This is a genomic window from Streptomyces ipomoeae 91-03, assembly GCF_000317595.1.
Classification (GTDB): Bacteria; Actinomycetota; Actinomycetes; order Streptomycetales; family Streptomycetaceae; genus Streptomyces; species Streptomyces ipomoeae.
In genome coordinates this window covers 1-11,515 of sequence record NZ_AEJC01000666.1, presented here as the reverse complement: position 1 = coordinate 11,515, position 11,515 = coordinate 1, and the positions used below count along the sequence as shown (strand labels likewise).

Genomic DNA, 11,515 nt, shown 5'->3' with positions numbered 1-11,515 from the left:
GCCCGAATGCTCCGTACCTCCGCAGGCCTCCGCAGGCGCCTACTTGGTCACCGCGTCCAGCGCGTCCGCGGTGCCGAAGCCGTAGAAGCCGTTGTAGTTCTTCGGCCCTTCACAGACCGCGTCGACCTTGCCGTCCCCGTCGATGTCGTACGGGTCCGTGCACGGCGTGGCGTCGGCCTGGGCGTACAGCAGGGCCTTGACGAGCGCCGCCGACGCGTACGGGTGCCTCGACTTGATGAGGGCGGCGACGCCCGCGACATGGGGGGACGCCATCGACGTACCGGCCATGTAGCCCCACTTGCCGCCGGGCAGCGGACCCAGGATCAGGCCGCTGGTGGCGGGCGGGGCCGGCGTCTGGAGGCGGGTCGAGTCGCCGCCGGGCGCGGCGATGTCGATGACGCCCAGACCGTGGTTGGAGAACGACGACTTGATGCCCTTCGCACCGGTCGCGGCGACCGTGACGACACCCGGCAGCTGGGTCGGGATGTCCAGGCACTCGGACGGGTCGATCACCCGGTCCGACGGCGTGGAGTCGTTCGGGGACACCGGGTCGGTGATCTCGTCGGCGGCGAGGTCGTAGTTCTCGTTGCCGGCCGCCGCGACGTTGACCGTGCCCTTCCGCTCCGCGTACTTCGACGCCCGGGTGATGGCCTCGACGAGCGCCTTCTGGTCCGGGTCGTTCTTGCAGTTGAAGTACCAGGGGTCGGTGTAATAGCTGTTGTTCGTGACGTCCACGCCGTGCTCGGCGGCCCACATGAAGCCGCAGACGACGGCCTCGGTGTAGAAGAAGCCGGCCGTGGTGGACACCTTGATGCCGGAGACCTTCACGCCCGGCGCGACACCGGTGACGCCGACGCCGTTCTTCGCGGCCGCGATCTCACCGGCCACATGCGTGCCGTGCGCGCTCTCCGTGGGGCCCGGCCGCCAGGCGCCGTCGGTCGTGTCGGGCTTGCCCGTCACACAGTTGACCGACGCCTCGCGGTCGAAGTTCGGCGCGATGTCCGGGTGGGTGTCGTCGACACCGGTGTCGATGACGGCGACCGTGACCTTGCGGCTGCCGAGGGACACCTCGTGGGCCTTGTCCGCCTTGATGGCCGGCAGGTCCCACTGCAGCGGCTCCAACGGGTCCTGCCCGTCCGCAGCCTCGACGTCCGCGATCTCCTCGGCGGTCAGCACCTTCGGGGTGCCCACATCGGTGGTCGACTGCGCGGGCAGCGGCGCGGTGCGCGTGGCACCGGCCGACTGCACACCGCGTACGCCACGGATCGCCTTGGCGAAGTCGGCGTCGGCCGAGTGGACGACGATGACGCCGATCCTGTCGTACGACGTCACGATCGTGCCGCCGGCCTCGGCTATGGCCTTCTTCAGATGGGCCGACGGGCCGTGCCCGGGGCGGACGTTGACGACATAGCTGAGCTGCGTCGCGTCGGCGGCGGTCTGTCCGGTCGCCTCGGCCGCCGAGGCCGTGACGTTCGGTATGACGACGAGTGCCGTCGCCATGGCCATTCCCAGCGGGAGCGCGGCCAGTCGACGGGAGCGCTTGCGAAGCGCGGTCATGCTGTCTCCAGTTCGTTTTCGTTCGTGGAACGAGCGGTACGAGCTGTGCGGGAAGCAGGCCCCGCCGGGCCCGGTCTCGCCGGGCACCGGGGGGCCTGTCGGCAGGGGACCGTGGCTACTTGACGGCCTTCAGGGCGTTGACGATGCCGAACCCGTAGAAGCCGTTGACACGCGGGCCGCCCTCGCACACCGCGTCCGGGGTGCCGTCGCCGTTCTGGTCGTACGTCTCAGGGCAGGCCGTCTTGTCCGCCTGGGCCTTCAGCAGCCACTGCAGCTGCTTCGGGCTCGCCCACGGGTGGGTCGACTTCAGCAGCGCGGCGACACCGGCGGCGTGCGGCGACGCCATCGACGTGCCCTGCAGGAAGCCGTACGCGCCGTTCGGCAGCGTGGACAGGATCCGGCCGTCCTCCGACGGGGTGTCCGGGAGCTGGTAGCGCCGGTCGCCGCCCGGGGCCGCGATGTCGATGACGCCATTACCGTACGTGGAGTAGTACGACTTCTCGTTCTTCACGCCCGTCGCGCTCACCGTGACGACACCCGGCAGCTGGGTCGGCACGTCGAAGCACTCGCTCGGGTCGATGGTGCGCTCGACCGGGGTGGAGTCGTCGGGGCTGGAGTCGTCCACGATCGCGTCGGAGGCGAGGTCGTGGTTGGAGTTGCCCGCCGAGGCCAGGTTCAGCGTGCCCTTCTTCGTGGCGTACAGCTGGGCCCGGTTGACGGCGTCGACGATGGCCTTCTGGTCCGGGTCGTCCACGCAGTTGTAGAGCCACGGGTCGACGTAGTAGCTGTTGTTCGTGATCTCCACGCCGTGGTCGGCGGCGAACACGAACGCGCAGACGACGCTCTCCGGGTAGAACAGGCCGTTCTTGCGGTCCGTCACATTGATGCTGGAGACCTTCACGCCGGGCGCCACACCGGCGACGCCCGTGCCGTTGCGGGCCGCGGCTATCTCACCGGCGACATGCGTGCCGTGGTAGTCGTCCGCGGTGTACGGCCGCCAGGAGCCCTCGCTGGTGTCCGGGACACCGCCGTCGCAGTTGGCGGACTGGGACTTGGAGAAGTTGGGCGCGATGTCCGGATGGGTGTCGTCGACGCCCGTGTCGATGACGGCGACCGTGACCTTCTTGCTGCCCGGGTTGATCTTCGCTGCCTTGTCGGCGCCGATCGAACGCAGATCCCACTGGTCGGCCTCGAGGGGCTCGGCGTCGGGGATGTCCGCCGAAGCGGCCTTCACCTTCGCGGCCTCGGCGGCCGTCAGATACTCGACGGCACCCTCGTCCGTCGTACCGGCCGGGGTCAGCGGCGAGGTCCGGGTGACACCGGCGGACTGCACACCGCGTACGGCGCGGATGGTCGCCCCGAACTCCGGGTTGGTCGAGTGGACGACGATCACGCCGATCTTGTCGTACGTGATGACGACCTTGCCGCCGGCCGCGTCGATCGCCTTCTTCACCGAGGCGATGGTGTGCCTGTCGGTCCTGGTGTTCACGACGTACGAGAGGTTCGGGCCCTCCGCGGTCGCGGCGGCGGTCGCGGTGAGCGGCGCCGCCGAGGCGACACCCGGCAGGAAGCCGAGCGAGGCGGTCAGCGACAGAACGACCGGAACCGCGAGGGCGAGCCGTCGTCTGGAGCGCAGATGAGCCATGGGATCTCCACATCATCCTCAAAGAAACCGGCCCGAGACACACGGGGGCCCGGGCAGGTACATGACGTTGGTGGTGCAGCCCGAAGCTATCCCTCGCCGTTGCTGGCCAGCAATGACTTGAGGCGCGAGAGGCCGAAGTAGAGGGGTATCCCTCACTGTTGGGCCCGCTCCGACCGGTACCGATGGGCCCGCTCCGATCGATCGACGAACCGATTTTCGAAAGAAAGACACACGGTTGAACCGGTCCCACCGCGCCACCGTGACGTTGAGCAGGGAGCCCGAGCACGATCGTGCACCCGTCACCGGAGGAACAGAGCCGACCACATGTCCGTACCCGATCCGACGTCCGAACCGACTGCGAAAACGTCCCCATCCACCGTCGCGACCGCGGCGGAAACGCGAGGAGACCCCGTGGCTACCGACGCACCGCCCCCCTCGAAGGCAGAGCACCGCCTCCCCTCCACCGAGGAGTTCGCCGCGGTCCAGGAGAGCGCCGAGTTCGGTGAACTGCGCCGCTCCTACCGCTCGTTCGCCTTCCCGCTGACCGTCGCCTTCATCGCCTGGTACCTGCTGTACGTCCTGCTCTCCAACTACGCGGGCGACTTCATGGGCACCAAGCTCTTCGGCAACATCAACGTCGCCTTCGTCCTCGGCGTCGCCCAGTTCGTCACCACGTTCGTCATCGCCTGGTGGTACTCGCGGCACGCCGCCGCGAAGCTCGACCCCAAGGCCGAGGCCATCAAGTCCCGGATGGAGGGCGGCGCATGAGCCCCGCACAGCAGACCTTCCTCGCCGCGAACGAGGCCAGCGAGCACCGGCCGCTGATCATCACCCTGTTCGGGCTGTTCGTCCTGGCGACCCTCGCCATCACCATCTGGGCCGGCCGCCAGACCAAGGACGCCGCCGACTTCTACGCGGGCGGACGCCAGTTCAGCGCCTTCCAGAACGGCCTCGCCGTCTCCGGCGACTACATGTCCGCCGCGTCGTTCCTCGGCATCGCCGGCGCGATCGCCCTCTTCGGTTACGACGGCTTCCTCTACTCCATCGGCTTCCTCGTCGCCTGGCTGGTCGCCCTGCTCCTGGTCGCCGAGCCGCTGCGCAACTCCGGCCGCTACACCATGGGTGACGTGCTCGCGTACCGCATGCGCCAGCGCCCGGTCCGCACCGCGGCCGGTACGTCCACGATCGTCGTCTCGATCTTCTATCTGCTGGCCCAGATGGCGGGCGCGGGCGTCCTCGTCTCGCTGCTGCTCGGCATCACCTCCGACGCCGGCAAGATCCTGATCGTCGCCCTCGTCGGCGTCCTGATGATCGTCTACGTCTCCATCGGCGGTATGAAGGGCACCACCTGGGTCCAGATGGTGAAGGCCGTGCTGCTCATCGGCGGCACGATCCTCATTACGTTCCTGGTGCTGCTGAAGTTCAACTTCAACATCTCCGATCTGCTCGGCAAGGCCGCCGAGAACAGCGGCAAGGGCGCCGCCTTCCTGGAGCCCGGCCTCCAGTACGGCGCGACCGGCACCTCCAAGCTGGACTTCATCTCCCTCGGCATCGCCCTGGTGCTCGGCACCGCCGGTCTGCCGCACATCCTGATCCGCTTCTACACGGTGCCCAACGCCAAGGCCGCCCGGAAGTCCGTGAACTGGGCCATCGGCATCATCGGCGGCTTCTACCTGATGACCATCGCCCTCGGCTTCGGCGCCGCCGCGCTGATCTCCCAGGACGAGATCATCGCCTCCAACCCGTCCGGCAACACGGCGGCCCCGCTGCTCGCCCTGCACCTGGGCGGCGTCGACTCGGCCTGGGGCGCGATCCTGCTCGCCACGATCTCGGCGGTGGCCTTCGCGACCATCCTCGCCGTGGTCGCCGGCCTCACCCTCGCCTCGTCGTCCTCCTTCGCGCACGACATCTACGCCAACGTCATCCGCAAGGGGAAGGCCTCCGGCGCCGAGGAGGTCCGCGCGGCCCGCTGGGCGACCGTCTTCATCGGCATCATCTCCATCGGCCTGGGCGCCCTCGCCCGCGATCTGAACGTGGCCGGCCTGGTCGCCCTCGCCTTCGCGGTCGCCGCCTCCGCCAACCTGCCGACCATCCTCTACAGCCTCTTCTGGAAGCGGTTCACCACCCAGGGCGCGCTGTGGTCGATCTACGGCGGTCTGATCGTCGCCGTCGGCCTGGTGCTGTTCTCGCCCGTCGTCTCCGGCGACCCGAAGGCGATGTTCCCGGACGTCGACTTCCACTGGTTCCCGCTGAAGAACCCGGGCATCATCTCCATCCCGTTCGGCTTCCTGATGGGCTGGCTCGGCACGATCCTCTCCAAGGAGGAGCCCGACACCGGCAAGTACGCCGAACTGGAGGTCCGCTCCCTCACGGGCACCGGCGCCCACTAGGCGCTCCGCCGGGAGGCGCGGGAAGGGACGCGTTCCACGCCCGCATCGCGCGGGGGCCGCCGTAGATCCCTATGGCGGCCCCACGCCTGTTTCGTGGCATCCGGCCCCGGCGTTGTCAGTGGTGTCACGTAGGCTCGCAGGTGTTCGGGAATTACTGATCCGGCGCGGGAGGGGGCCCACGTGCTCATCGACACCTACGGCCGAGTGGCCACCGACCTGAGGGTCTCGCTGACCGACCGCTGCAATCTGCGCTGCACGTACTGCATGCCCGAGGAGGGCCTGCAGTGGCTGGCCAAGCCCGATCTGCTCACGGACGACGAGATCGTCCGCCTCATCGACATAGCGGTCCGCACCCTGGGCATCACCGAGGTCCGCTTCACCGGCGGCGAGCCCCTGCTCCGCCCCGGCCTGGTCGGCATCGTGGAGCGCGTCGCGGCTCTCGCCCCCCGCCCCCAGATGTCCCTCACCACCAACGGCATCGGCCTCAGGCGCACGGCGACGGCCCTGAAGGCGGCGGGCCTGGACCGGGTCAACGTCTCCCTGGACACCCTGCGCCCGGACGTCTTCAAGACCCTCACACGCAGGGACCGCCACAAGGATGTACTGGAGGGATTGCAGGCCGCCCGCGATGCAGGTCTGACTCCCGTCAAGGTCAACTCGGTCCTGATGCCGGGCCTGAACGAGAACGAGGCCCCGGACCTGCTCGCCTGGGCCGTCGAGCACGACTACGAGCTGCGCTTCATCGAGCAGATGCCGTTGGACGCCCAGCACGGCTGGAAGCGCGACGGCATGGTGACGGCCGGTGACATCCTTCAGTCCCTCCGCACCCGCTTCGACCTCACCCCCGAGGGCCAGGACGAACGAGGCTCGGCCCCCGCTGAACGCTGGCTGGTCGACGGCGGCCCCCACCGCGTAGGCGTCATAGCCTCGGTCACCCGCCCCTTCTGCTCCGCCTGCGACCGTACGCGCCTCACGGCAGACGGCCAGATACGCACCTGCCTGTTCGCCCGAGAGGAGACGGACCTGCGCGCCGCGCTCCGCTCCGGCGCCCCCGACGAGGAGATCGCCCGCATCTGGCGTTTGGCGATGTGGGGCAAGAAGGCGGGCGCGGGGCTGGACGACCCGACGTTCGTCCAGCCGGAGAGGCCGATGTCGGCCATCGGGGGTTAGCCGATCCGCTGGTCGCCGAGCGGCTCGGCAGCCTAGAGTGCTGCACAGCACATGGGGCCGCACCCTGCTGGATACGACCCCACCCGGGCCCGTCCGAGAGGACGCCCGGCTGACCGCTGCAACGGTCAGGTGTGATTCCACCAGTGCTCAGTCACAGGCCGTGTCGGTTGTTCCACCACGAGGTGATGGCGGCGCCCGTGAGGCGTCCCACCAGCCCGAGCAGGAACGCCCATACGGCCTGGGCTGAGCCCTTCCCTTCGCGTTGTTTTCCCTCGACCATGCGCATCCTCCATGGGGCATCCGCAGAGTGCGGCACGTTGCCGCGAACTTGGTTGCCGTTGCCCGGAGTTGTGCTTCGACCGTGGGTCTTCAGCGCGCATGAAGTATGTCAGGGGTGACCCTCGGCCCGGCACTGGAACTGCATGATTGATCTGAGCTTTTCCTGAGCTTGGTGGACATCAGGATTCCGGTGACGTCCACTCGTCGAGCTTCACCACGTCCTTCAGAAACCCCCGCACACCCAAGAACTGCGACAGATGCTCCCGATGCTCCTCGCAGGCGAGCCATGTCTTGCGTCGCTCCGGGGTGTGCAGCTTCGGGTTGTTCCATGCGAGCACCCACACCGCGTCCGCGCGGCAGCCCTTGGCGGAGCAGATGGGGGAAGTGGGATCGGAGCCGGGGACGTCGAGGATGTTCACACGTCGACCCTAGCCGTAGAAAAAGCGACGCCGAGCAGCCACGGGGGGAGCTGCCCGGCGTCGGTCTGTCGCTCCGACGGGGGATGCGGAGCGCGTACGAAGTATGTCACGGGTAACCATCAGTCCGGCACCGGAACTGCAGATTCATTTGAGCAGTTCTTGAGGTTCCCCCGAACGGAACTATGTCGGCCCGGTTCCAGGTGGGCCGACAGGCCCCCGTTCGGACGCTCAGGCCGGCTCGCGCGGCTCAGTGCGCTGACCGTCCGCCGTGTCGGCCCCGGCGTCTTCCGAGAAGGATTCCGCGAACCGGTCGTCGCTGGGCGGCGCGATCATCGGCCGCATCGGGGCCATGACGAACGTCGACGGCAACGAAGGGGCGTTCTCCCGACCCGCGTTGGCGATCACCACGGCGATGTACGGCAACACCATGCCGAGCACCAGTGCGACGACCGCGACGTGCCGTTCGACGTTCCAGAGGACGGCCGCGGCGATCACGGAGAGGGTACGGATCGACATGGAGATGACATAGCGCCGCTGCCTGCCGCGGACGTCGTCGGCAAGCCCCTGCCGGGCCCCGGTGATCCGGAAGACCTCGGTGTTGCTCTGCTTCCGCATCACGTTCCACCACCCGCCTGTGTCGGACGCTCCCGGCCCGTACCCCGCCCGGTCCCGCTCGGGGAACGGGGCCCCGGTCAAGCTCCACGTTACGCCGCGGCTGCGTCGCCTACGAGACCGGGTCATGTTCCACCGGGACGGGACGAGATGCGCCGTACCGCGTACGTCACCGCCCGACATGCGGCGTAGGGCAGGCGGGCCGACACTGGGCGTAATGCTCACGCGGAGCCGTATGAGGAGGCAGCCATGGGCTGGTTGTGGGCGATCATCGTGGGGTTCGTGCTGGGCCTGCTGGCCAAGGCGATCATTCCGGGCAAGCAGCACAGCCCGCTCTGGCTGACGACCATCTTCGGCATGCTGGGCGCCGTCGCCGGCAACGCGATGGCACGCGGCTTCGGCATCGAGGAAACCGACGGCATCGACTGGGGCCGCCACGTCTTCCAACTGATCGCCGCAGTAGTGATCGTGTTGCTGGGCGACATGGCGTACACGGCGACGCTGGGGAGAAGGAAGCAGCGGAGGGCCTGAGTTTTGCAGGACTGCTCAGCATCAGCGTCCCAATGGGGCGCGGGGCTCTGACATGTGCGGCTCCGCCGCGCGGGCGCTACCGGCCACGACGAAGCCGCACCCGCCAGAATCCCCACGCCCCTCAGACGCTCAGGCCCCGGTCACCTCGACCGCGGCCAAGTTCTTCTTCCCTCGCCGAAGCACCAGCCACCGCCCGTGAATCAAATCCTCCTTGACCGGCACGGCGTCCTCCGCGGTGACCTTCACGTTGTTCACATAGGCCCCGCCCTCCTTCACGGTTCGCCGCCCCGCGGACTTGCTGGGCACCAGCCCGACCTCCGCGAACAGGTCGACGACGGGTGCCAGCTCGGCAACCGTGGCATGCGGCACCTCGGCGAGCGCCGCCCCCAGCGTCTTCTCGTCCAGCTCCGCCAGCTCGCCCTGCCCGAAGAGGGCGCGGGACGCGGCGATCACGGCGGCGGTCTGGTCGGCGCCGTGGACGAGCGTCGTCAGCTCCTCGGCCAGCGCACGCTGCGCGGCCCGTGCCTGCGGACGCTCCTCCGTCTGCTTCTCCAGCTCCTCCAGCTCCTCGCGGGACCTGAAGGACAGGATCCGCATGTACCGCGCGACATCCCGGTCGTCCACGTTCAGCCAGAACTGGTAGAACGCGTACGGCGTCGTCATCTCGGGGTCGAGCCAGACGGCACCGCCCTCGGTCTTGCCGAACTTCGTGCCGTCCGCCTTGGTCATCAGCGGTGTCGCCAGCGCGTGCACCTTGGCCTCGGGCTCCAGCTTGTGGATCAGGTCCAGGCCGGCCGTGAGGTTGCCCCACTGGTCGCTGCCGCCCTGCTGGAGCGTGCAGCCGTGCCGGCGGTACAGCTCCAGGAAGTCCATGCCCTGGAGCAGCTGGTAGCTGAACTCCGTGTAGCTGATGCCTTCCTCGGACTCCAGACGGCGGGCGACGGAGTCCTTGGTCAGCATCTTGTTGACCCGGAAGTGCTTGCCGATGTCCCGCAGGAACTCGATGGCGGACAGCCCGGCGGTCCAGTCCAGGTTGTTCACCATCACCGCGGCGTTCTCGCCCTCGAAGGACAGGAACGGCTCGATCTGGGAGCGCAGCCGGGTCACCCACTGGGCGACGGTCTCCGGCGCGTTCAGCGTGCGCTCCGCCGTCGGGCGGGGATCGCCGATCTGGCCCGTCGCGCCGCCCACGAGGGCCAGCGGGCGCAGCCCGGCCTGCTGGAGTCGGCGCATGGTGAGCACCTGCACCAGATGGCCGACGTGCAGGGACGGCGCGGTCGGGTCGAAACCGCAATAGAACGTGACGGGACCGTCCGCGAGCGCCTTGCGCAAAGCGTCCTCGTCAGTGGACAGGGCGAACAGCCCGCGCCACTTCAGCTCGTCGACGATGTCCGTCACGGTTCTCGTGTCTCCTTGAATGATCTTCGTGTGGTGTCCGGCAGCCGGGTGACAGCCGACCGCGAACGCCTACGAGGTTATACGCCCTGACTGACAGAACTCATATTGAAATCCGGCACCCGCAGCGCGGGGGTGGCGGCCCGGGTGAAGTAGTCGCTCCACTCCCGTGGCAGCGTCTTCTCGGTGCGCCCCGCCTCGGTGGCGCGGCCGAGGAGGTCCACCGGCGACTCGTTGAACCGGAAGTTGTTGACCTCGCCCGTGACCTCGCCGTTCTCCACGAGGTAGACACCGTCCCGGGTCAGCCCGGTCAGCAGCAGTGTCGCTGGGTCGACTTCGCGGATGTACCACAGGCAGGTCAGCAGCAGCCCGCGCCCGGTGTTCGCGACCATCTCGTCCAGGGAGCGGTCCTCGCCGCCGTCGAGGATCAGGTTGCCGATCGACGGCGCCACCGGAAGCCCGGTCAGCTCGGCGCTGTGCCGGGTGGTCGTCAGGTTGGCGATCTCGCCCTCGCGGATCCACTCGGTCGCCTTGAGCTGGAGTCCGTTGTCGAATACAGAGGTGTCGCCGCCGGAGGAGTGGGCGAGCACGAAGGGGGCGGACTCCAGGCCGGGCTCGTTCGGGTCGCTGCGCAGGGTCAGCGGCAGGTCGGTCAGGCGCTCGCCGATCCGCGTACCGCCGCCGGGCTTGCTGAACACCGTCCGGCCCTCGGCGGCGTCCCGCGCCGACGCCGACCACATCTGGTAGATCAGCAGGTCTGCCACGGCCGTCGGCGGCAGCAGGGTCTCGTACCGTCCGGCGGGCAGTTCCATGCGCCGCTCGGCCCAGCCCAGCCGTACGGCCAGCTCCGCGTCCAGGGTCGCCGGGTCGACGTCCTTGAAGTCCCGCGTCGACCGGCCCGCCCAGGCCGAGCGCGTACGGTCCGGGGACTTGGCGTTCAGCTCCAGTGTCCCGTTCGGCTGGTCGTGCCGCAGCCGCAGCCCCGTCGACGTACCCAGATAGCTGGACACCAGCTCGTGGTTGGCGAAGCCGTACAGCTCGCGGCCGCCCGCACGCGCGCGTGCGAACGATTCGCCGAGGGCCGGGGCGAAGTCGGTGAACACGGCGGAGGAGGTCTCGGCGGGCGCGTCGGTGAAGTCGGGGGAGTGCTCCACGCCCGTGACCAGCGGCTGGGCGTCCTCGGCGGGCCCGGCCCCGCGTGCGGCGGCCTCGGCGGCCCGCACCAGGGGCTCCAGGTCGTCGGCGGTGACGGCGGACCGCGACACGACACCCGAGGCGGTGCCCTCCTTGCCGTCGACCGTGGCGACCACGGTGACCGAGCGCCCGCGCGTGACCCCGTTCGTGGTCAGCGCGTTGCCCGCCCAGCGCAGGTTGGCCGTCGAGTACTCGTCGGCGATCACCACACACCCGTCGGCCCGGGACAGTTCGAGGGCCCGCTCGACGATCTCGTGCGGCTTGTTGGTACGGGCGCTCATCGACCGGCCTCCTGCGTGGTGTTGAGACTGTGCTTTCCCGGG

General features: G+C 69.0%; 11 protein-coding genes. 4 read left to right on the top strand and 7 right to left on the bottom strand.

Annotated elements, in window-relative coordinates; translation table 11 throughout:
* Positions 1 to 39: 39 nt before the first annotated feature.
* Together STRIP9103_RS44020 and STRIP9103_RS44015 are read right to left on the bottom strand one after the other, a co-directional pair.
* The gene (locus STRIP9103_RS44020; RefSeq protein WP_048822245.1) at positions 40 to 1,557 is read right to left on the bottom strand and encodes a S8 family peptidase; all 1,518 of its coding nucleotides are present in this window, start codon (positions 1,555 to 1,557) and stop codon (positions 40 to 42) included.
* 115 nt (positions 1,558 to 1,672) lie between these two features.
* A complete protein-coding gene (locus STRIP9103_RS44015; protein WP_009342468.1) occupies positions 1,673 to 3,202 on the bottom strand; it encodes a S8 family peptidase in 1,530 nt (509 codons plus the stop codon).
* 411 nt (positions 3,203 to 3,613) lie between these two features.
* On the opposite strand from STRIP9103_RS44015, the gene STRIP9103_RS44010 reads away from it, so the two are divergent.
* The 3 genes from STRIP9103_RS44010 (at position 3,614) to moaA (ending at position 6,762) form a co-directional block, all read left to right on the top strand.
* Positions 3,614 to 3,970: a DUF485 domain-containing protein gene (locus tag STRIP9103_RS44010; protein WP_009342462.1), complete on the top strand. Its 357-nt coding sequence runs from the start codon at positions 3,614 to 3,616 to the stop codon at positions 3,968 to 3,970.
* Positions 3,967 to 5,592 carry a solute symporter family protein gene (locus tag STRIP9103_RS44005; RefSeq protein ID WP_009342466.1) on the top strand — a complete coding sequence of 542 codons (1,626 nt, stop codon included), beginning with the start codon at positions 3,967 to 3,969 and terminating at the stop codon, positions 5,590 to 5,592. Before STRIP9103_RS44010 ends, STRIP9103_RS44005 begins: the two co-directional genes overlap by 4 nt.
* 180 nt (positions 5,593 to 5,772) lie before the next feature.
* A complete protein-coding gene (gene moaA / locus STRIP9103_RS44000) occupies positions 5,773 to 6,762 on the top strand; it encodes a GTP 3',8-cyclase MoaA (protein ID WP_009342476.1) in 990 nt (329 codons plus the stop codon).
* A 151-nt stretch (positions 6,763 to 6,913) separates the two neighbouring features.
* Here moaA and STRIP9103_RS52985 read toward each other — a convergent pair whose 3' ends face one another.
* The 3 genes from STRIP9103_RS52985 to STRIP9103_RS43990 all read right to left on the bottom strand — a co-directional run bounded on the left by STRIP9103_RS52985 (position 6,914) and on the right by STRIP9103_RS43990 (position 8,075).
* A complete protein-coding gene (locus STRIP9103_RS52985) occupies positions 6,914 to 7,042 on the bottom strand; it encodes a hypothetical protein (protein ID WP_009342472.1) in 129 nt (42 codons plus the stop codon).
* A 178-nt stretch (positions 7,043 to 7,220) separates the two neighbouring features.
* Complete coding sequence (locus STRIP9103_RS43995) at positions 7,221 to 7,460, bottom strand: hypothetical protein (protein ID WP_009342470.1); 240 nt, start codon at positions 7,458 to 7,460, stop codon at positions 7,221 to 7,223.
* Positions 7,461 to 7,688: 228 nt separating this feature from the next.
* A complete protein-coding gene (locus tag STRIP9103_RS43990; protein ID WP_009342464.1) occupies positions 7,689 to 8,075 on the bottom strand; it encodes a DUF3099 domain-containing protein in 387 nt (128 codons plus the stop codon).
* A gap of 246 nt (positions 8,076 to 8,321) precedes the next feature.
* Between STRIP9103_RS43990 and STRIP9103_RS43985 the strand changes: the two genes are divergently transcribed.
* Entirely contained in the window at positions 8,322 to 8,603 is a 282-nt protein-coding gene (locus tag STRIP9103_RS43985; RefSeq protein ID WP_009342460.1) for a GlsB/YeaQ/YmgE family stress response membrane protein, read from the top strand.
* 129 nt (positions 8,604 to 8,732) lie between these two features.
* Here STRIP9103_RS43985 and tyrS read toward each other — a convergent pair whose 3' ends face one another.
* Positions 8,733 to 10,001 (bottom strand): tyrosine--tRNA ligase, encoded by a 1,269-nt coding sequence (gene tyrS, locus STRIP9103_RS43980; protein ID WP_009342474.1) that lies wholly within the window; start codon positions 9,999 to 10,001, stop codon positions 8,733 to 8,735.
* Positions 10,002 to 10,078: 77 nt separating this feature from the next.
* Positions 10,079 to 11,473 carry a metallopeptidase TldD-related protein gene (locus tag STRIP9103_RS43975; protein ID WP_048822242.1) on the bottom strand — a complete coding sequence of 465 codons (1,395 nt, stop codon included), beginning with the start codon at positions 11,471 to 11,473 and terminating at the stop codon, positions 10,079 to 10,081.
* Between the last annotated feature and the right edge of the window lie 42 nt (positions 11,474 to 11,515).

What these genes read in the sequence shown, in the direction of transcription:
- STRIP9103_RS43975 (WP_048822242.1), bottom strand. Translation starts at nt 11,473, where the DNA reads ATGAGCGCCCGTACCAACAAGCCGCACGAGATCGTCGAGCGGGCCCTC.
- STRIP9103_RS43985 (WP_009342460.1), top strand. Translation starts at nt 8,322, where the DNA reads ATGGGCTGGTTGTGGGCGATCATCGTGGGGTTCGTGCTGGGCCTGCTG.
- STRIP9103_RS44015 (WP_009342468.1), bottom strand. Translation starts at nt 3,202, where the DNA reads ATGGCTCATCTGCGCTCCAGACGACGGCTCGCCCTCGCGGTTCCGGTC.
- STRIP9103_RS43990 (WP_009342464.1), bottom strand. Translation starts at nt 8,075, where the DNA reads ATGCGGAAGCAGAGCAACACCGAGGTCTTCCGGATCACCGGGGCCCGG.
- STRIP9103_RS44005 (WP_009342466.1), top strand. Translation starts at nt 3,967, where the DNA reads ATGAGCCCCGCACAGCAGACCTTCCTCGCCGCGAACGAGGCCAGCGAG.
- STRIP9103_RS52985 (WP_009342472.1), bottom strand. Translation starts at nt 7,042, where the DNA reads ATGGTCGAGGGAAAACAACGCGAAGGGAAGGGCTCAGCCCAGGCCGTA.
- STRIP9103_RS44020 (WP_048822245.1), bottom strand. Translation starts at nt 1,557, where the DNA reads ATGACCGCGCTTCGCAAGCGCTCCCGTCGACTGGCCGCGCTCCCGCTG.